The sequence below is a fragment of the Paenibacillus sp. MY03 genome, assembly GCF_002165585.1.
GTDB classification, from domain to species: Bacteria; Bacillota; Bacilli; order Paenibacillales; family Paenibacillaceae; genus Pristimantibacillus; species Pristimantibacillus agaridevorans.
This window is the reverse complement of record NZ_MXQD01000061.1, coordinates 18976-41268: the sequence shown is the minus strand read 5'-3', so window position 1 is coordinate 41268 and position 22293 is coordinate 18976. Positions and strand designations below refer to the sequence as shown.

The 22293-nt window shown below is 50.2% G+C and carries 11 protein-coding genes; 10 read left to right on the top strand and 1 reads right to left on the bottom strand.

The genetic code is table 11. From position 1 onward, the window contains the following. The first annotated feature begins 12 nt into the window (after positions 1 to 12). From B1748_RS32045 to B1748_RS32035, 3 genes are read left to right on the top strand one after another with little or no spacing between them, the layout of a single operon-like run. A complete protein-coding gene (locus B1748_RS32045) occupies positions 13 to 5727 on the top strand; it encodes a GDSL-type esterase/lipase family protein (protein ID WP_179215925.1) in 5715 nt (1904 codons plus the stop codon). A 21-nt stretch (positions 5728 to 5748) separates the two neighbouring features. Then, the gene (locus B1748_RS32040) at positions 5749 to 6978 is read left to right on the top strand and encodes a glycoside hydrolase family 88 protein (protein WP_087572038.1); all 1230 of its coding nucleotides are present in this window, start codon (positions 5749 to 5751) and stop codon (positions 6976 to 6978) included. A 44-nt stretch (positions 6979 to 7022) separates the two neighbouring features. Further along, positions 7023 to 8447: a family 20 glycosylhydrolase gene (locus B1748_RS32035; RefSeq protein ID WP_087572037.1), complete on the top strand. Its 1425-nt coding sequence runs from the start codon at positions 7023 to 7025 to the stop codon at positions 8445 to 8447. Positions 8448 to 8537: 90 nt separating this feature from the next. Here the strand turns inward: B1748_RS32035 and B1748_RS32030 are convergent, their stop codons facing one another. After that, positions 8538 to 9683 carry an ROK family transcriptional regulator gene (locus B1748_RS32030; RefSeq protein WP_256976074.1) on the bottom strand — a complete coding sequence of 382 codons (1146 nt, stop codon included), beginning with the start codon at positions 9681 to 9683 and terminating at the stop codon, positions 8538 to 8540. Between the two features lie 289 nt (positions 9684 to 9972). Here B1748_RS32030 and B1748_RS32025 point away from each other — a divergent pair, with 289 nt between their 5' ends. From B1748_RS32025 to B1748_RS31995, 7 genes are all read left to right on the top strand, one after another. Further along, positions 9973 to 10560, top strand: coding sequence for a YdcF family protein (locus tag B1748_RS32025; protein ID WP_087572035.1), 588 nt, complete (start codon positions 9973 to 9975; stop codon positions 10558 to 10560). A 193-nt stretch (positions 10561 to 10753) separates the two neighbouring features. After that, positions 10754 to 12220, top strand: coding sequence for an ABC transporter substrate-binding protein (locus B1748_RS32020; protein ID WP_087572034.1), 1467 nt, complete (start codon positions 10754 to 10756; stop codon positions 12218 to 12220). Between the two features lie 115 nt (positions 12221 to 12335). Beyond that, positions 12336 to 13271 (top strand): carbohydrate ABC transporter permease, encoded by a 936-nt coding sequence (locus tag B1748_RS32015; protein ID WP_087572033.1) that lies wholly within the window; start codon positions 12336 to 12338, stop codon positions 13269 to 13271. A gap of 29 nt (positions 13272 to 13300) precedes the next feature. Further along, a complete protein-coding gene (locus B1748_RS32010) occupies positions 13301 to 14137 on the top strand; it encodes a carbohydrate ABC transporter permease (RefSeq protein ID WP_087572032.1) in 837 nt (278 codons plus the stop codon). Beyond that, entirely contained in the window at positions 14134 to 14898 is a 765-nt protein-coding gene (locus B1748_RS32005; RefSeq protein WP_087572031.1) for a Cof-type HAD-IIB family hydrolase, read from the top strand. The genes B1748_RS32010 and B1748_RS32005 overlap by 4 nt, the downstream gene beginning before the upstream one ends. Before the next feature lie 45 nt (positions 14899 to 14943). Continuing rightward, entirely contained in the window at positions 14944 to 16050 is a 1107-nt protein-coding gene (locus B1748_RS32000; RefSeq protein ID WP_087572030.1) for an SGNH/GDSL hydrolase family protein, read from the top strand. Positions 16051 to 16095: 45 nt separating this feature from the next. Then, positions 16096 to 22278, top strand: coding sequence for a CehA/McbA family metallohydrolase (locus B1748_RS31995; RefSeq protein ID WP_256976070.1), 6183 nt, complete (start codon positions 16096 to 16098; stop codon positions 22276 to 22278). Positions 22279 to 22293 lie beyond the last annotated feature (15 nt).

The window sequence follows — 22293 nt, the reverse complement described above, 5'->3', positions numbered from 1 at the left end:
AGGATGAATGTTATGAGCAAAACATGGGCTTGGTTATTGGTTATCGTTTTGACGGTGAGCGCTTTTCCCACGGCGGCATGGGCGGATGATCCCGCCCCGCTCCCGCGAAGAACGCTCGACAACACGGTTTACAAGCTGGAGCATGACGAAGAATTGACGATCGGCTATATAGGCGGTTCCATTACGTTGGGTTCGGGAGCTTCCAATCCGGCATACAGCTGGCGCGCCAAAACGACGAAGTGGTTCGAGGACGAGTATCCGGCCGCGGCGATTACCGAAATCAATGCAGGCATCGGCGGCTTCGGCTCGATCCCGAACGTGTTCCGGGCCAAGAGCCACCTGCTGTCCGGCGAGCCCGACCTGGTCTTTATCGAAGCCGCCGTCAACGATTACGGGCAGAACGAAGCGACGATCAAGGACAGCATGGAAGGGCTGATCCGCCAAATCTACGATGCCAATCCGTACGCCGACATCGTGATGGTGTATACGCTGAACAAGTCCGGCGCGGAGCTGGATTACGACAACGGTCAGCTGATGAAGACGGTGCAATGGCATGAGGAAATCGCCGAATATTACGGCATTCCCTTCATTAATGTCGGCTACGGCTTGTATCAGATCATCGATGCGGGCGTGAACGGAGCGACCTGGGAGACGATGTTCCGCGACAACGAACATCCGTCGGACGAGGGGTATGCCGTCTATGCGGATCTGGTAAGTGAATTTTTGATGGAGGAGCTGGATCTGGCCACCCCCGCCTTGCCGCTAGCCTATACGCTGCCTGCGAAGCTTCGTGTAAGCGCTCTCGATCAAGCCGATATCGTCGACGGGTACGAGCTGGCCGTACACGGCTTCGAGCAGGAGGAGAGCAGCATGGGCGGCCGCCATCCCCATATGATCGTGAGCAAGGAGGAGAACGCGACGGCCGTCGTCAACTTCCGCGGCAGCTCGGTCGGCCTGTATTGGCTGAAGTCGATCGACGCGGGATATGTGGAATGGCAAATCGACGGCGGTCAACCCCAGCTCGTGTCCGGAAGCGACGCCGCCGCGCTGAGCGGCAGCGCAAGAGGCACATTCACGATGCTGGCCCAAAACCTTGCGGACGGCGAGCACACGCTGGTGCTGCGCGTCGTGGGCGAACACATGACGGGCGCGACCGATACATGGGTGCGGATCGGCGGCATCTTCGTTGCCGAACGTTCGATGATTCCGCCGCAGCCGGTCATTATCGAAGAACCTGGCGAGGAAGAAGAGTTAGTGCTGTTGTTCGAAGAGGATTTCAACGCCGCGCCGGCGGGCTGGACGTTCAACAGCGCCTGGACCCGCATTCAGCGGCCGGACGGCGAACCGGGCGATATGAGCATGTATTTGCCGACCAACTCGGCGAACAAAGGCATGGTTCGCAGCTTGGGAGAATACGAGGGGACCATGACGTTCGAAACGGATATCAGGTACGAGGGAGCGGCCAAACAAATCAAAATCCCGGACATTCTGATCAACGGCTCGCAGCAAGGCGTTCTGGCGTCCATTATTAACGGAAGGGTATCCGTTCCCTATTACAACAGCGCGGGAGTCAACGTAAGGGCGACGGCGGAGATCGCCGCGAACGAGTGGCATCGAATCGTCATCGAGCTAAACACGGAGTACGATACCTTCTCCATGTGGGTGAACGGCAAGCTGCTCGTTAGAAACGTTAAATTTTATAATGGCAATAACGCTGCGACGATTTCCCAAATTCGATATTCGGCAACAAACGCGGAGGATCCGGGCTTCTGGGTCGACAATGTGAGAGCGTACGAAGGCAAGGCCCGTTTCCCCAAGGCGGTGCTCACGATCAGCGATTATATGCTTCGTTCCGTCGTGCTTCGGGAGGACGAGGGAACAGCGTATGCGACCAATTACCGGACGGAGCTGTCCGGCGAGCCGTTCCGCCAGAGCGGAACGTTGATGGTGCCAATCCAGGACGTGGCGAGGGGATTCCATGCGGATGCCTCCTATCGCGCGGCGAAGGGCTTGCAACGTATTTCGTTGCATGGCCGCGACATCGAACTGCGGGCGGGAGAGCTTGAGGCGTATGCGGACGGGACGTTGATCAGTTTGTTGACGGTACCAGTCGATCAGGGCGGCGTGCTGTACGCGTCGCTTCAGGATGTCGCGCTTCTACTGGACAAGGAGGCTTATGAAGACACGTCGACGGGCGTGGCGATGATCGCGGAGCAGGGTACGCTGCCGCCGACAGCCAAACGAAGCGGGATCGCGGTTCAGGCGACGCAACTGTTCGAGGAGGCGCCTCTCCCGGATGCGGATATTTACGTGACGGCAAGCGGCTCGCCGGGAGGCGACGGCTCGCTCGGGCAGCCTTACGGCACGCTGGAGGAAGCCAGAGCCGCCGCCCGGGCTTTGCTTCAGGCGGGCAATACGGGCAACATCAACGTCATTCTGCGCGAAGGCGACTATTACCTGAACGGAAGCTTCTCGCTGACGGACAAGGACTCGCCGGCTGACAATTACAAAGTGACGTACAAGTCGTTTCCGGAGGAACGCGTCGTTATAGACGGCGGAACCCGCGTTACGGGTTGGCAGCCTTATGGGAACGGAATTTACGCGGCGCCCATTCCGTCCGGGGCTAATCCCCTGACGTTGTACGAGGACAAGCGGCGCGCGACGATCGCGAGAACGCCGGACGGGGATTATTCGCGGGCGATCGCAGCCGAGCTCAATCAGAAGAGCTCCTTCCGCTTCCAAGAAGGAGATATTCCCGAAGTGGCGCATCCGGACCAGTTGTACGTGTACGCTTGGCCGGGAGGGACTAGCGGCTATATCAATTGGTCGACGGCCAGGTCGCGGGCAACCTCCGTCGACTATGTTACACGGACGGTTCAACTGGACCGCGAACTGATTTACGAGATGGGGACCGGCTCGCGTTACTACGTTTATAACGCGCTCGAATTTCTGGATACGCCGGGCGAATATTATGTCGATTCGGGCGCCGGGATGCTGTATTACATGCCATACGGCGATATCGGCGAAGCCGACATCGTGATTCCTGCCCGCTACGATCTGATCGCGGTCGCGGGCTCCGCGGCGGCGCCGGCCCGCAATATCGTCCTGCAAGGGCTGGGGCTGCGCGGAACCGACCTGAACTTCAGCACCGTGTCGATCGCCGATGCGCATAATATCGAGGTGCGCGAGTCGGAGCTGTACAACAGCGGTCATATCGGCGTCCATATCAAGGAGAACGCCAAGAACAATGCCGTAGAGAACAACCTGATCTATCAAATGGGCTTTTATGGCGTCTTTATTAGCGGCAAAGCCAATACCCGGTCCAACGACACGTATGGCAACCAGATAGTGGGCAATATCGTCCGGGACGTCGGCGAGATGAACGGCAATGCCGCCGGCATTCGCATCATGAACGCTTCGCATAATTACGTCGCGTACAACAAGGTGAGCGGATCGCCGCGCAACGGCATTCATATCTTCGGCATTCCGGATCCCAACATCATGGGCAAAATTCTGGACGATGTCACCGTAACGGCGGGCAATGTCGAGGATTTCAAGATCGCCAAATACAACACGATCGAATACAACGACGTCTCGGAGGTGGTGCAGGATTCTCAGGATACGAACGCGATCGGCATGTGGGGAGCCGGCCGGCGCAACGTCATTCGCAATAACAAGGTGCATGACAACGACTTGCCGCAGCTTACCGTCAACCCGGGACATTCCTTCTGGTTCCCGCTGTATCTCGACGAAAACTCGAACGGTCAGCGGATCGAAGGCAATCTGGTCTACCGCAATCAACTGAGCGGGGGCGGCGTCCTGGCCGCCGGCTTCCATACGAACGCCTCTAAGGATGCCGAGGTGCTGAACAATGTGTTTCTTGACGTCAATTACAAAAACGCTCCGATCAATTCCAATGATATGAACACGTCGGACCGGGTATCGACCGGCTTGATTGCGGAGCGGAACATTCTAAGCAACTTCAACGGCAACGTCTACAATTTCATGAAGTGGACGGACAATATGGTGGCGAGCATCGACTACAACCTGCTGAACAGCGGCAACGGACAATATATGATCGGGGGCAAGGCGCCGGTCGAAACGTATGCGGAATGGCAGGACTACGACGACCGGCATTACGACGCCAACTCGCTGATCGGAGAGCCGAGCTTCGTGTCGGAGGAGGATCACGATTACAGGCTGCGATACGATTCGCCCGCTTACGCCGTAGGCTTCCGGGATATCAACGTCAGCGACATCGGCCTTCGCGGCGATTATCCCTTTGCCGATTCCGCGGATCCGCTGGAATACGTCTACGTGTACGCCGCCGATGATCCGGAGCGGAAGGCATGGGCGGAGCTGGACGAGGCAGATACGTTGCAACTCGGCTTCACTGTCCGTACGCAAGCGGGATATGTGGCGGACCAAACGACGTTGACGTCCGTGACGTATCAAAGCGCCGATCCGGCCGTGGCGTCCGTGGATGCCAGCGGCGTCGTGACGGCGGTCGCCCAAGGCAAGGCGGTCATTACCGTAACGGCGCAGCGTGGTGGAGATACGGTAACTTCGACCTTCGAGGTTGTTGTCGCCGACAATATCGATTCCATTATTTTGTCCGGCGTCAAGCCCGTGTACGAAACCGATGAAAGCTTCGACCCGATCATCTTGTCTGGATCGGAGTTCGGAAGCATTCGCAGATACGATGCGGTCACCCTGTCGGCGAACAGTCCCGATGTGCTTATTCAGGGCTTGACAGTGACGCCGCTCGCTGCCGGAACGTATACCGTCACGGCGGTGTCGAATCAGGATCCCGGGTTAAGCGATTCGGTTACGTTCGAAGTGATGGAGGAGATGCTGGACCGGGTCGAAGTGACGCTGGACCAGGAGATGTATCAGGCCGGCAGCGCGATCGAATGGGATTACAAGCTGATCGGATCGAAGGGCAGCGAGCTCGACAAGGGGGACGCAACCATCACCCTGGGCAGCGACTCCGAAGGCATTGTAACGATAGCGGGACTGGCGGCAACGGCCGCGCAAGAGGGCGTCGGCTACTTGTCGGTCACGGCATCGGTCTATGGAAAGATCCGTACAGGCATCGCCATGGCGGCCGTCGTGCCTGCCGCCGCCGTCCAGCCGCCGGGTTACTCTCTCTATCATTACAGCCGAACCGGCATGCCGCTGACTTCGGGTTACGCTTATCTGATTGACGACGACATTCGGATCGCGACAAGCGGCTTCGATGCCTGGGGAGCGGAGGACAGCATGACCTTGCTTGCCCGAACGATTTCGGACGAAACCTCCATCACGGTAACGGCCTCTGTAAACGAGTTGCAGAATCCGCCGGCGATCGAAGGGACGGGCGAAGTGGCTATACACGCTGCCGCAGGCGTTATGATGAGGGCCGGTGACTCCTCGGACAGCCATAATGTATTCGTGCGTTACCGGTTGAACGGCGATGTCATTATGTCGTACCGCAATAATACGTATCCGGCCACCAGCTATCAGAAGGGTTCGGTGCCGGGACAGCCGGTCGAAGTGAAGCTGGTGAAGGAAGGCAACCTCTTCACGGGGTATTACAAAAACGCCTCGGGTGTTTGGATCAAAATTGCGAGCGTCGTCTGCGAGATGGGTGACGATATTCTCGTCGGGGCAGGGCTTCAGAGCGGCAGCCAGGGCAATATGACCAGCGCCAAGCTAGGCGATTTGACAATAGTAACGGGATCTTAGAAAGAAGGAGCGCGGGGAACGATGAGCTACGGCGAGATACTGAACATGAGCGTGGAGAAAACAAGAAAAAATATGCGGGAGATGGGAAGCGAGTGGCGGGAATTTCCGCTAAAGCCCTGCTTCGACGGGCGTTACTTTGCGGATGCGCAGCAGCCGGGCAGACCGCTAAGCCATGTGTTCTGCTGGACGCAAGGTTTTTTCGCCGGAATGGCGGGCATCTCTTATGCGATTACCAAGGATGAATCGTTTCTGAATTGGCTCCGCTCCGGCTACGATTATTTTCACGATAAGGTCAACCGCGATTCGCTGGAAACGATGCATGACTTGGGATTTCTGTATTCTCCCTACAGTGTGTTCCTGTATCGGCAGACCGGCGAAACGCGAATGAAGGAGCTAAGCGTCAAAGCGGCCGATGAATTAATCAAGCGGTACGTTCCGAACGGCCACTACATTCAGGCTTGGGGCAGAATGGACAATCGGACGCCGGATTATGTGGACGAAGAGCTGGCGAAGGATCATTTTTTCACAAAAAGCGAAGGGCTCGCCATTATCGACTGTATGATGAATTTGCCGCTGCTGTTCTGGGCCAGCCGGGAAACCGGCCATCCCGTCTACGCGAATATTGCCAAGGAGCATATCCGGACGACGATTCGGCATTTCATCAGGGAAGATGGTTCGGTCAACCATGCGTACCGCTTCTCGGTGTTTGACGGGGCGCCTGTCCAGCCGGAAAATTACTGCGGCCACGCCACGGATTCCTGGTGGGCGAGAGGTATGGCTTGGGCCATCTACGGTTTGGCCATCGCTTACGATTATACGCAGGAGCCCGAATATCACGCGCTTGCGGAGCGGCTAGCGCTTCGGTTCGTGGAGCAGGCGGGCGGAGACGGCGTGCCGGTATGGGATTTCCGCTTGCCCGAGGAGACGCCGGCGCTCGCATTCGGCAGCGTGACCGCCTTCCCTTGGGATTCCACCGATCCGAATAATATGGCGTACAACAAGGATACATCCGCGGCGGCCATCGTTGTGTGCGCTATTCAGAGGATGAGCAAACATGGGGAGAATGCGGCGCTCACACGTTACAAAAAAGCGGCGATGGAGTCGCTGGCGCAACGTTACTTCGATCCCGACAAACACGTGAACGGCCTGCTGACGCATTCCAACGGAAAGATGGAATATACAAGCTACGGCGATTATTTCTTTATGGAAGCGTTGGCGTTCGAGGCGCATGGGCTGGAGACTTGCTGGTGATCCCGCGAATGTAAAGAACATTTGAAGATATAGGAGAAGAGGTCATGAGTATGGAGATGCCGGCACTGATACCGTTAACCAAGTCATTTCGCAACAAGCAAGGTTGGACCACGCTCCGTCAGGCGTCAATCCTGGCGGAGTCCCCGGAATTGGCGGAACTGGTTCCCGTCGTGGCCCGGGAAATCGAAATTCTGCTGGAGGGTTCGCCCGAGCCTGCGGCGGATGTTCGAGCAATCGTTCATTTGAGGCTGGACACGGCCCTGAATCGGGAACAATACCGCATCACGATCGAGCGAAACGTAGAGGTGTCGGGCGGCAGCTACTCCGCGGTTGCCGCAGCGACGACCGTACTGCTTCAGCTTATGTCGGATACGGGCGAGCTGCCTTATTGCCATATCGAGGATGAACCCGATCTTCCCTACAGGGGGCTTCTGCTTGATGTGGCCAGACAGCGGCATAGCCCGGATATGATCAGGCAGATGATCGATCTCTGCCGATTGTATCGATTGTCGCATCTGCATCTGCATTTGACGGACAATGAATCCTTTACCTTCCCGCTGGCAGCTTATCCACATATTCCGACACCGAACAGGCATTACAGCCGTCAGGAGCTGACGGAGCTGGTCGAATACGCGCATAAGCGCGGAATTCAGCTAGTGCCGGAGATTGATTTGCCCGGGCATTCCCGGAGGTTGAACGAAGCGGAACCGGGCATTTTCACTTCAGGCTTCGGGGAAGCGCACGGGAATGTGATCTGCCTGGGCAGTCCGGATGTATTCGAAGCCGTTGCAACGATATTGGATGAAGTATGCGAAGTATTCCGATATTCGGAATACGTTCATATCGGCGGCGACGAAACGAACATGAGCTTTTACGACAATTGTCCTGTCTGCCGGAAAGGCATGGAACGATTCTCGCCTTCGAATGCGGAAAGCCTGCTTCGCGATTATGTCATTCGCGCGGCGGAGGTCGTTAAAAGGAACGGCAAAAAAGCAATAGTATGGGAGGGCTTCTCGGACGATGCGGGAATTGAGATCCCCAGCGACATTACCGTGGTAGCCTGGGAGAGCTATTATAATACGCCCGACCAGCTTGACGCAGCGGGTTTTACCTTGATTAACGCGTCATGGAAGCCTTTGTACGCGACGCCGACAAAACATTGGCCGCCTGAGGAGATCTATGCGTGGAACTCCAGAAGATGGGGCAATTATTGGGAGAAGTCGAAGGCATACTTAAATCCCATACAGTTGGACGAAAGCTTCAGGCCGCTTGGCATGCAATTCTGCTCCTGGGAGAACGAGGAGAAACATCAGATCGACCTGTTGCATCTGAGAGTTCCGGCGATGGCGGAGCGAGCCTGGAATGAGCGGCATCAGGTGGACTGGCCGATATTCGCCCAAATGTTAGAGCAGTTGGATCGCAAAACGATCAAGCTGCTGGAGAAGGGGAATAAGCTTCCCGGCAGTTGAATAAACGTTGAGTGTGCGCGTTATAAAGGGGAGAAGGGGCTGTCCGCTTATTGGACAGCCCCTAACCTTTAAACGAGCATTTACCCAAAATCAAAGAGATAGAGTATTAAGCGGAATTTCAAAAGCCCGTTTAATCACTAGACCGGCAGCAAGTTTCGTTTCGTCCGGTTTGTTATACAGGTATGTCATTTGTACGTTATTAACCGTTACCGGCAGTTGATGCATGACTCTGGCCTTGATGTCGCTGAACATCTCGGGGCTGATCGATTGAATGACAAGGCCAGTCATAAGCAGGCTGTCTGGATTAATAAACGTAATAATGTTGGAAAGGGCTACAGATATGCCATCGACAATTTTTTCATACAAGCTAAGGAACTTGGCATCTCCTGTTTTGATGCCTTCCGCAAACTCATCCAGCGTACATTTGATAGACACACCCAGCCCGCTGCTGGAAGCAAGCGTCGTTAAGCATCCGGATCTGCCGCAATGGCAAGGATAAGCGTCTTCCCCATAGAACCCTTTATAATGCCCGAATTCCCCTGCGACAAAGTTGGAACCCGCTATAATTTGTTTATCGACGACAATAGCGCCGCCGGTACCATAATCGAACTTAATCGTGATATTGTTATTCGATTCTTTCAAGCACCCGTTCATGTTTTCGTAAACGGAAAGAAGATTAACATCATTTTCGATGTGCACAGGAATATGATATTTGTCTTCGAGCAGCTGACTGAGCCGCAGACGATGAAAACCTATGCCGGGCGTCCGGAGAACGATGCCATGCTGAGAATCCACCAGGCCCTGTATACTGATGCCAATGCCTTTTATTTTGGAAGCGTTGGGCACTTGACTGATCAGCTCATCAATGACTTCATGGAGCAGTTTCAGCAGTACATCAACGGAGCCATATTTGTTAATCGTGCGTTCGGCTGATGCGACGGCATCTTGACGCAGGTTGTACACTTTCCCGCGAATATATTTGCCGGCGAGCTCAAGCCCAATGGCATAAAAGCTGCCGCTGTTGATATGAAGGCCCACTCTTTTTCTTCCGCTTCCTGCTTCCAGATCCATGAGCTCTCCAGCCACGATTATTTTTTCCTCCAACAGGCGGTTAACGATATTAGTTACGGTTTGCCTGCTTAGTCCGGTCTTTTCTGAAAGCTCTACGCGAGAGATTGGCCCTTCGGAATAAATGAGAAAAAGAACCTTCTGCTGATTAATGGATTTTAGTAACATATGGCTAGTTTTTTTGACCGAATCTCCCACGATATGCATCCTCTTTCCGACAACATATTAGATATGAATCGAGATTCAAAACATTTGATAAATGATACGCATACTTTGCTCTAAGTGTAGCATTAATACGAAGGGAATAAAAGTTGCAAGACAGGCCGGAATGGGAAACTTTAACCCCGCAATACAAAAAAAGCTAAGGATTGTATTGACATTGTTTAAAAAATAGATATGATTAATTTGTAAACTGATTTGATTAAGTGTAGCAAATTGACGACTAGAGGAGCAAGTCATGGTATGGATGGGATGGATAATTGTAGCAGCAGCGATAGCGGTCCTTACTTACATATGCTGGCTGCATGCAGTTAGGTTGAAACCTGGCAAAGCAGATGCGCTTATTGTACTTGGCTATGTATCCAAAGACGGCCGAATACATCCTTTGCTTAAGGAAAGACTGGATGAGGCTTACAAACTTTTTCGGCAATTTGGGCACAAATACATCATTGTATCGGGGGGAGCAGTTGGTTCACGACATTCGGAAGCGGATCTGATGAAAAATTATCTGGTTGAGAGAGGCGTTCCGGCAAAAAGAGTATTGAAAGAAGATAAATCATTGAATACGGTTCAGAATTTAATGTATAGCAAGCAATTATTGGAGCAGCAACGCCTGGAATCCTTTATCATTATAACTAATTTATTCCATATTCGACGGACAAAGTATATTATGCATCGTCTTGGGATGAAAGGCGGTTTCAGTGCTAATCGAAGCTTTAGAAGTATTGCGATATTTCAGTTGAAATTAACCTTTTTGGAAATTCGGGCTTTCAGGTTAACTCTCCCGATTATTAAAAGGGCCATTAATGATTTTCAAAACAATTGATAAGTTGGCTGGCATGCCTTATTAAATAATCAATATGCAAACGCTTACACATCATTTTGGAGGTGAGGCTTAAGGGATCAAAGCCATTATTTATTTACAAAGTATTCACCTTGATTTGATTGATAATTAACAAAACATAGTTATCCTTGAATAGTTAATCCAATTTATTTATTAATTAAGAGGGGGAACAAAAATGTTTAATGGAAAAAGGAATCGATTAATGAGTACGGGTGCTGCGGCAGTATTATCTCTAACGATGCTCGCCGCATGCTCAGGAAACAACGGACCTAGTCCAAGTACGACTCCTGCTGGCTCCGATAAGCCGGGTGCGCCTGCAGAAGCAGAGGTTTATGAGAACGGATTGTCAAAGACTGAGAAAGTAACGCTAAAGGTAGGCTTCTTTGTTGGAGGTTATGGCCGGGAATGGTTCGATTATGCAGTTGATTCGTTCACAGCCAAATATCCGAATGTCAAAGTAGACATCACGGCTTCAGCCGATATGAAGACGATTCTTTCTACAAAAATCTCTGCAGGCAATGATAATGACATGTTTGACCTATTCAATACGGAGCCTTCCGGAGGCATTATTGGGCTCGCCGAAGCCGGTAAGCTTGAACCAATGGATGACATTTGGGATTTCCCTCTTCCAGACGTACCGGATAAAAAGGTCAAGGATCTTATGATGCCCGGCATGTACGAGTCAACGCCGCTGATCAACGGGAAAAGATATGAATTTACGACGGCGAGCAGCTTTGGCGGGTTGTTCTTTAACAAAAAGCTATTCGAAGAGCATGGCTGGAACCAAAATCCGAACACATGGGAGGAATTTAAAGCACTGCTAGCAGACATTAAAGCGGACGGCATTGCTCCAATTACGTTCCCGGGCATTCATCCAAGCTACCATAACTGGGCTTTCGGAACAGCCAAGAACTTTGAGCTGGCTGATATCAATGGCCATGTCGATGAGTTTATCGATAATTATAGAACTTATGGTCTGCCTCAATACACAAATCCAGAGACGGTTGAAACCTGGACGCGCTTCTATGAGCTTGGCAAGCTAGGCTATTTTGCAGAAGGACTTCCGGCATTGAACCATACGCAATCGCAAATGCAAGTTATTCAAGGGCAAGCAGCAATGGTATCTACGGGGACTCATGTCGAGAATGAGATGAAAGAAGCAACGCCTGCGGATTTCGATTGGGGCTACATGGCAGTTCCTTTCAGAGACAACACCGATCAAAAGCTTTGGATTCGAAGCGGAACATCAAACTTCAACTATATTTGGGCCGCTAAGCCGGAGTCGAACAAAAAGTGGGCTAAAGAATTGATCGCATGGCTCGTTACGCTTGATAATCAACAATTTGCTGCCGAAAAAGCAGGCGCTTTGCCAATGCGCAAGGATTTGACGGATGATCCTGCCAAAGCGGCTAACCTTTCCAGCTCTGCCCAATCCGTCCTGAAGTACATTTCGGATAATGATGCTCAAACTTTTAAAGCAAGCCGGTCTATCAACATTTCCGATCCGAATCTTGCTCAGGCGGAAAAATTAATGAATGAGAATATCGCTAAATTTGCTATGGGCATGCAGGATCCGAAACCGATTCTGGAGCAAGCCGAAGAACTGCTGACGAAAGCTCTAGAGGCTGAAAAGAAAAATTAAGACGCGATGGAGCGGGGAGGATTCCTCTCCGCTTCTCCATTGCAGCCTCAGGGTCTTATAGGCTTCGCGCTGAACATGACTTATAAACGTCTAGTAAGATAGGAGTTGACCTCACGTGTCTGATTCAACCGCTGTGAAGACTGTAAGCAAGCTGGGTCTAGATAAAGCGAATACGCAGAAGTGGATATTTCTGTTCATTGCCATCGTGCCTCCCTTTGGCGGCTATTTGCTTTTTACGTTGTTTCCGAACATTCTATCTGTCTATTATGCGATGCTCAATTGGGACGGGTTTACGGATGCTAAGTTTGTCGGTCTGTCCAATTTCATCACCGCATTCCAAGATAAATATGTTTGGCGCGCGCTTACCCATAACTTGATTTTTATGATAACAGTGCCTTTCTTCGTTATTATCATCTCTTTGCTTCTTGCCTACCTGATTACAAATAAAACGTATAAAGAAAATAAATTTTTGAAGGTGCTGTTTTTTTTCCCGAACGTTTTATCGACGGTCGTAGTCGCTCTCCTCTGGGCCTTCATTTATGACGGATCGTATGGTTTGCTGAACGGCATTCTAAAATTCATCGGCATTGATATCGGGAATTTCTATTGGCTGGGCAATGAAAGCACGGCGCTTGCATCCATTATCCCGGCATGGGTTTGGGGAGGCGTCGGCTTGTACGCCATAATCTTTGCCAATGCGATGCTGGCGATTCCAAAGTCTTTGTACGAGGCGGCGATACTTGAAGGAGCCGGCCATATGACGCGTTTGTTTAAAATTACGATGCCGCTCGTTACGCCAATTATCCGAGTCAGCGCTTTGTTCCTCGTTGTCGGCACCATGAAGGGCTTCGAGATCATCCTCATTATGACGAATGGGGGGCCATTTGGTTCGACGGACGTAATCGGCCTCTACATGTTTAACTTAGCCTTTGGCGTAGAGTATCGGAATTACGGCTACGCTTCCGCGGTCGGTATGATTCTGTTCGTTATATTAGTAACAGCCAAGCTGTTAATCGATAAATTTGTGCCGAACAAAGGCTACGAGTATTAGTTTCCATATGAAGGTTCGGAGGGATCTATTTGAAGGAAAAACGAACGTTAATGGACATTGTGTGGCGTGTGGTGCTTTATGCCTGGGCGCTAACCATTTTATTTCCTTTAGTCTGGGTTATTTATGAATCGTTAAAAAGCAATCCGGAATTTTTTCAAGATATATGGGCGCTGCCTTCTGAATTTAGATGGCAGAACTATTCGAAGGCTTGGAATCAATACGGTTTTGGCCAATCGCTCTTAAATACGCTCTACTATGTTGGCGGAAGTCTGGTGCTGGGACTCTTCTTTACGACCATTAACGCTTATGCGCTTACTCGAATGACATTCAAAGGAAGAAAGCTGATTTGGGGCTTGATTATGTTATCCCTGTTCCTGCCCGGCATCAATGCGCTTGTGCCTCAGTATGTCATTATGAGGGAACTGGATTTGACCAATAGCTTAACGGGATTAATACTGTTGTCCAGTTTGGGCGAAAGCGTGTTCTACCTGATGTTGCTCGGAGGATTTATGAGTTCTCTGCCTGTGGAGCTTGAGGAGAGCGCAACGATGGATGGCGCGACATTATTCCAAAAGTTTTGGCGCGTTATTGTACCGTTGTCTACACCGGGAATTGTAACTGTCGGCGTATTCAAGTTCCTGGGCTTCTATAACAATTTCTTGGCGCCGTTCATCTATTTGAGCGATCCTAAGAAATATCCCATTGCGGTACAAATGTATTCCGCCAATAAACAAATGGAATTTACTGCAGATTGGGTAACCTTGTTTGCCGGCGTAACCATTGCAATGGTACCGTCCATTATTATTTATATTCTATTCCAAAGACTGCTTATGGAAGGTGCGACGATGGGCGCGGTGAAGGGATGAATGTCATGCATCAGGTACAAGCGAAGTATAAGCTGATTGCACTGGATCTGGACGGGACTCTCCTGACAGATCGGGAGCAAATAACGGATGAGACTAAAAAATGGATTCAATATGCCGTAGACAACGGAGTGAAAGTCATATTTTCTACCGGAAGAGGCTTGCAAACGGCGAAGGGCATCTGGGATGAGCTTGGTCTCGACTCTCCAATGGTGCTGCTCAACGGCGCTGAGATATGGGAAGGTCCGGGCAAGCTTTATAAACGCATATTTATTCCTAGGGAAACGATTCGACGCATTCACGCAATTGCTGCCGAACGAGGCGATTGGTATTGGGGCTACAGTGTAGAAAGCCTGACAGGCGCCAAGGACTGGACGCCGGAGATGTTCGAGCGGGATTGGATGAAATTCGGCATCGGCTGTCAAGACCAGACGAAGCTTGCGGGACTAAAGGAAGAGCTGCTCAGCTTTGGATCGCTTGAGATTACCCACTCTGCCCCTGTCAATATGGAGATTTCGGTGCAAGGCATTACAAAGGAAAGCGGAGTACGCCAAGTATGTCAGATGCTGGGCTTGTCCATGTCCGATGTCATTGCTATGGGGGACAGCCATAATGACGCGAAACTGCTGAAGGCGGCAGGTCTCGGTGTAGCGATGGCCAACGGAGAAGAGCATATCAAATCCATAGCGGACGTAATCACGGCTACCAACAACGAGGATGGCGTTGCTCAGGCGATTCGGAAGTATATATTCCAAATCGAATAAACGTGGGAAATGTACGCATGTAGAGACAGAGGGGAGAACTTACAGATGAATGTTCAATCGAAAGAGATAAATTTAGATCAACTGGGCGACCCGATATACCAGGAGACAATGGAAGGCGAACAGTTGAGATGGCATTCTCCGCTCGAAGCGCCTTTTCATATAGCGGGCTTCCCTTGGCTTGCGCAGGATGGGATTTACAGACGCCTGCCCCTCGCTTCCGGGGCCGTCTTGCCGCCTGCGGTTGATACGCTTGCTTATTGTACGGCAGGCGGGCAAATTCGCTTTCGCACCAATTCTTCGAGGCTGGTCATAAGGGTGCGTCTTGCCGGACCTTCCAATATGTATCATATGGCGCCTACAGGGCAATGCGGAGTTGACTGCTATCTTGGAGAACCGGGAGAGCAGAGCTTTATCACCGCGGCTAAATTCAAGCCAACGGAAAGCGAATATGAATCAAAGCTTTATCGGTGGGATACAAAAAAAGAAGTGGCCGTCACCTTAAACTTACCGCTCTACCAAGGGGTGGAAGAGGTGTGGATTGGGGTAGATCAGGATGCCGACATAAGCGATGCACCTGCCTATGCTAGCAATAAACCCGTCATTATATATGGAACTTCGATTACGCAAGGGGGATGCGCCTCGCGGCCGGGTATGGCTTATACCAATATTCTCAGCCGCATGATTCCGATGGAGTTCGTCAATCTTGGTTTCTCGGGGAATGGAAAGGGCGAACCGGAGCTTGCGCATATTATTTCGGAAATCGATGATCCGGCGCTTATTATTCTTGATTATGAGGGGAATACGGGCGAGGCCGGCAACATCGCACGAACGCTGCCCGCTTTTATCCAAATATTAAGAGAGCGTCATCCCGAGGTTCCTATATTAGTAGTCTCCAGGATCAGCACTGCCGAAGACCAGTTCTATATGAAGAGAAGGGAGCTTAATGATCGCCGCAGGTTGATTCAGATCGAGAATGTGGAACGGAGGCGGAAAGAAGGTGACCATAATATCCATTTCGTTGACGGTCTTAAGCTGCTGGGCAATGATTCCGCCGAAGAATGTACGGTTGACGGAACACATCCGACTGACCTCGGATTTTTGCGCATAGCACAATCGCTTGCGCCTGTCATTAAGTCATTGTTGCGACTGTGATGAACAAGATAGTTGAGATGAACAGCCAAAAAGGAGAGGATATATGTGAAGTCTCAAAGAAGAAGACTGCCTTTTATTGTGCTGGCCTGTATCATTGCGGGGGTTGTTAGTCTTTGTTACGGCATGTTGGTATTCGCGTCTTCGGAGAAAGGGGAAGTTGTTTCTGTCAAGGAGAGGTCCGAGTACTTGGGAGCCTCTCTGTACAAAGGTCACATGCATACCCATACCTCTCTTAGCGATGGGATATTGCTGCCTAACGATGCTTACAATTTTGTGAAAGCAAATACGGATTTTGATTTTTATGCAGTGACTGAACACGATGTGACTTACGACATCAGTACGGGCAGTGATTTTATTACGAATGTACAGGACTCTTATTCAGAAGAATACAAGCTGCTGCATGAGCAATCCGATGCTCACAATCGCGATAACGAATTTATTACGCTGCCTGGTACGGAAGTGACTTGGTATGATGAATCGGGCCATATTAACTTATTTAATGCCCCATGGTTTGCAAGAACACATGGAGTAGGCGCGGATGGCACTTGGGGCTGGAGCGACATCAAATACGATTTGCCAACCTTTTACGCAAGACTTGCCCAAGATCCTAACGCGATTGCTCAGTTTAATCATCCACGTTCGTCGGGAAATTGGAGCTTTAATGAATTTAAACACTATAACCGGGATGTTGACAGAAACCTGAACATGATGGAATACAAATCCTCCAATGATTTTGCGATCTATACCAAGGCGTTAGATCGAGGCTGGCATGTATCCCCTGTGTTTGGCGGAGACGAGCACAAAGGAAACTGGGGGATGGTACAGCCCCATGTGACCGGAATGTGGGGGGATAATCTCACAAGAGAAGGTCTTTACGAGGCGATGCGAAATCATCGCACCTATGTATCATTTGATCGTAATTTAGAAATGGCGGTTTCGGCAAACGGTCAGATGATGGGGGCGATCCTTCCAGCCGATACAAATGAAATTAGTCTTCATATACGAATAAACGACCCTGATGCCACTGATCATTTGGATAAAGTCGTTGTGTACAAAAACAGCGGCGAAATCGTCAAGGAGTACAGCAATATTGCCAGCAATCCATTTGAAATGCAAGAAACCTTTGCAAGTAAGGATGGGGACTATTTCCTCGTAAGAGCTTTCCAAGGGGACGGCGAAGAAGCTATAAGCGCTCCAATCTGGATTGGCGAGGAAACGAGGGGCACGGTGCATGCGCCTGAAATTACGGTGCAAGGACAATATCCGGATACGATTAAGCTTGGGGATCAAGTAGAAGTGCTTAGCGCTTCGGCGACGGATAATCGCGGTCAATCTTTATCGGTGGAAGCGATCGTTCTTAACGATAAAGGCGAAGTAGCTGTTGCAAATCGGCAATTCAAAGTCGAGATGTACGGGGAATATTTCATTAAGTATGTAGCAACCGACTCTCAAGGAGATACGCGTGTTGAACTTATCCGATTGCTTGTTGATCAACAAACGCTGGATGCCGATAAAATTTTGAATGAATTTCAACCTATTGTTAATGTAGGTGCAAACGAACATGAAGTTGGCATCAATTTGGTGACGGATAAGGCATTAGAAACGTCGTATGTTCAGTTTAAGCCGGAGTCAGAGGCGACGTGGGACAATGCTGAAGCGGTCCAAGCGGAAGTTTCGTATTTTCAAGTCGCCTATGGCGATACGTTTGCAAAGAGCAACTATCGCGTGCTTGCAGCTCATGAAGCGAACTTAACAGATCTCGATTTAGGGACAACTTATGACTATCGATATGGGGCTTCGCCGACTGGACCTTGGAGCAGCGGTTATAGCTTCAGGACCGCGCCAGCTGCAGAAGAAGCCGTCATGTATGTGATGGGGGATCTTGAAGTTCCCGATCGCAATCCGGAAAGTTTCCAACTCTTTACGGATATGCTGGACGTTCTGCGGGAGAAAAATGCAAACGGACAGACCGTGATTCAAGTCGGCGACTTGGCCTGGCTAGGCGGCAATCATTATGCTTGGAATGATGTGTTTAACACCATTTACAACAACGATTTGGGTCTAGTTTCTGCCCATATTGTCGGGGATCGCGAACATGCGACGGAGCGGAAATTCGGGCCGTACTCCGGATTTTTTAACCTGCCGAAGAATGGCGGAGGCAGTTATCGGGAAACGAATTATTCATTTGACAATGGCGATATGCATATTGCTGTTCTGAATTCTATGGTGGATTTCGACAAGCAGCTGTCATGGCTGGAAAAAGATATGCGGGCAACCGATAAAAAGTGGAAAATCGTCATGGGGCATTATCCTTATTATGGCGGTCAATCCGGCGATGAGACCGGGATGGATATGATGAGAGCGAAATTGTCTCAAGCATTCGAACGGCTTGGCGTTAGCTTGTACATTGGCGGTCATGATCATCTGTATAAACGGACAACGATACGAAACGGTGTAAAAGATATTTCGGAAGAAGCGATGAATCTGGGAACAACTTTTGTGACGGTTGGTTCATCAGGTCCAACGTTCCATGATAATCAATCATTTGACTGGGATCATATCGTTTACGATGAAAATAAGCAGACAGGCGTTATTTTAGAGTCAAACGATCAATCCCTCGCTTTGAAAGCTTACAATAGCGACGGGGTAGAAATTGATTCATTTACGATAAAACAACCTGAAAATGTTTTGAACTTAACGAGCGCCATTATAGAAAATAATGTCTTGAAGGGCGTTGGGGTTTTGAATTACCCGAGCGGGGTTGAACGTGTCACCGTTATCGGGGAGAAACGTGATCATACAGGCGAACAGCTGTTGGAGACGGTTATTCAGGAAGCGACACTAGAACATCTCGGTCGTGAACAAATCATCCTATTGGACAACCCTCTTGCATTTGGCGATGAACATACGATCGTCGTAAGATTGGTTAATAATCCAATCGATAGAGAACCGTTAACGGACCCGTTAATCGCTAAAGAAGGAATGCTGGGCGATGGTTCGGTAGACAACCCTTATCAAATCAAAAGTGCCGGCGGACTTCATAAAATGCGTGAGTTTCCGGACAAACATTTTATTTTAGATCGGGACATTGATGGCAAGGGTATGTTTTTTGAAGCAATCGGCGCGAATGACACCCCATTTACCGGGACGTTTGACGGGCGGGGACATACGATTACAGGCGTTGTTGTCTCCTCGGGCGGCGCGGGTCTCTTTGCTATTAATGAAGGGACGATTCGAAATGTAGGAATAATCAATGCCGACATTGATGTACGCCGAAGCAATGTTGGGATCCTGGTCGATCAGAATGACGGAATCGTGGAATTTGCTTACAGCACCGGATCTATTAGAGGCAATTCTACAGTTGGCGGGCTAGCGGGCTTCTCGAGCGGTATCGTAAAAAACAGTTATTCTACAGCTCGCGTCAGCGCACGAGGCAAGCAAGCCGGCGGTATCATTGGGATTACCAATCGGGGCAGCGTAACGGAACAGGTCTATGCCATGGGAGCCGTTATAGCAGAGGAGTCAAATGCCGGCGGTATCAGCGGATACGGATATAACAATACGGTCATTCGAAATAGTATGGCATTAAATCCGTCAGTTGTTACAGGTACGGCATCCAATCGAATTGTCGGCAGAGTGTTAGCCGGGGATACAGCCACTTTAGTCAATAATTACGCCGATGAAAACATGTTCGTTAGCAGCGAGAATGTTACAGTGAATGATCCGAACAATGAAAAGGGTCAAGGGGTCGGTTCACTCGTATTCGCGAAGCCATCCTTTTTCATACAGACCTTAGGTTGGGATTTCGATTCGATCTGGACCTGGAGTGAAGAGGCCAAACGTCCATTGCTGCAAAGCAATTTGGAACAAATTAACGAGGACGATATTCCTAAGCCGAAGCTTGATCAGAACGAAGACGGATATTTTATCATCCGTTCAATTAGCGACTTGGGGATTATTTCTGAATTTCCGAATGAAAATTATAGATTGGAAAACGATCTTGATTTTGAAGGGAAGCTTTTTGAACCCTTGTTTAAGGGGACGCCTTTCCTTGGCATTTTTGATGGAAATCATAAATCGTTATACAACTATAAATCAGAAAGCGGCGGCTTGTTCCATCTAAATGGCGGGACGATTAAAAACATCGCTATGGTAGATGCAAGCGTCACTGGCGGGAGTAATATAGGCATACTCGTTAACACGAACAACGGAACGGTAGAAAATAGTTATGCAACGGGTTCGATCGAAGGCTCCAGCACAGTGGGCGGTCTAGCGGGCTATTCCAATGGCATCGTGAGAAACAGCTATTCGACTGCAGATGTAACGGCCCAGCTGAACCAGGCTGGCGGTCTGATCGGAATTACAAACGCAGGCAGCTTGACGGAAAACGTGTATGCATCCGGAGCCGTTCAGGCGCTTAGAAGCAATGCAGGCGGAGTGACTGGCTACGGCTATAATGATACGGTCGTCAGAAACGTTATGGCTCTTAACCCTTCAGTCGTGACGCCGACGATGGCGAACCGTGTGGTGGGACGAGTTCTTGCCGGGCATACCGCAACGCTTGAGAATAATTATGCGTTCGATGGCATGATCGTGGATAAAGAAGGAGAAAGTATCGCCGCTGCCAATAATAGAAAGGGTTTAGGGCTATCCCAACAGCAAGTCGAAGACCCTATTACGTATACCGATAGACTGAATTGGGATTTTGAGTCGGTCTGGATGTGGAGCGATACGTTAAAGCGTCCGGTATTAAGCAGTAATCCTGAAGAGGCGAAAGAGCCTGCCGTGCCATTGGAAAGAAATGAAGCAGGTTATTACAAAATCAAATCCATAGCTGATCTGAACGTGATGGAAAGCTTCCCGGCGGAAAAATATATTTTGGATCAAGATTTGGATTATTCCGGACAACCGGCCGAATCACTGTTTAAAGTGGTTTCCTTCACCGGCGTTTTCGATGGCGACGGGAAAAAAATAGTTAACTTTAATTCCGCGAGCGGCGGCTTATTCCATCTCAATGGCGGAGTAATTAAAAATATCGCTATGATAGATGCTAGCGTCACTGGCGGGAGCAGAATAGGCATACTCGTCAACACGAACAATGGCGAGGTAGAGAATAGTCTTTCAACAGGCTCCATTACGGGCTCCAGCACAGTGGGCGGGCTAGTTGGCTATTCTAACGGTATCGTCAGGAACAGCTACTCTACCGCGGATGTAACCGCTCAGGCAAGTCAGGCCGGCGGACTAATCGGAATAACGAACGCGGGCAGCTTGACGGAAAACGTGTATGCGTCCGGAACCGTTCGGGCGATTACGAGCAATGCGGGCGGAGTGACTGGTTATGGATACAATGATACGGTCGTCAGAAATGTCATTGCTATAGGTCCTTCGGTTACGGCGCCAACGATGGCGAACCGTGTAATGGGACGGGTTCTTACTGGGCACACCGCCACTCTCGAAAATAATTATGCATTTGACGGCATGATGGTAAATAAAGAAGGTGTTGCTGAGGGAGCATTAACAACGCTTAAAGGATTAGGTCTATCTGAAACGGAGATAGAGACTCCATCTACCTATACAGACAGATTAGGGTGGGACTTTAACGCGATCTGGAAGTGGGATGATGTTGCTAAACGTCCTGTGTTACAATCGGTATCGGAAGGCGACGAAGGAGAGCCCGTTACCCTGATTGAGCTTGAGCTCGAAGGAGCGGCTGTGCTGATCGCTGGAGAGAGCGATCAAACGACGACCACTGCAGTATACAGCGATGAAAGCCGGGAAAAGGTAGAGACGGACGTCATCTATACAAGCAGTGATCCAAGTATTGCGGAGATCAGCGCGAGCGGTGCAGTAACGGCAAAGGCGGAAGGAATCGTATTTATAACGGCAGAGTATAAGGGCCTGATTTCATCCTATGAGCTAATCGTTCTTAAGAAGGAAGTTCAGCCTGAGTTGATTCGGTTGGAGCTTAGCGGAGCGGATCCGCGTATGCAGGCGCATTCTACCTTAAGTTTAGTCCTTACCGCAATCTACGAAGATGGAACAAGGCAAACGATAAGCGATGGCGCAATGTATACAAGCGGCAAGCCGCGGACGGCATCTGTATCTGAATCTGGCGTTGTAACGGCTCACCGTCCAGGTGCAGTAACGATTACCGCATCCTACCAAGGAAAAACGGCTAGCTATAAGGTGAGAATCAACGCAGCGGGCGGTATTTCCTTTACTCCGTAGTTATGCCCCATTATT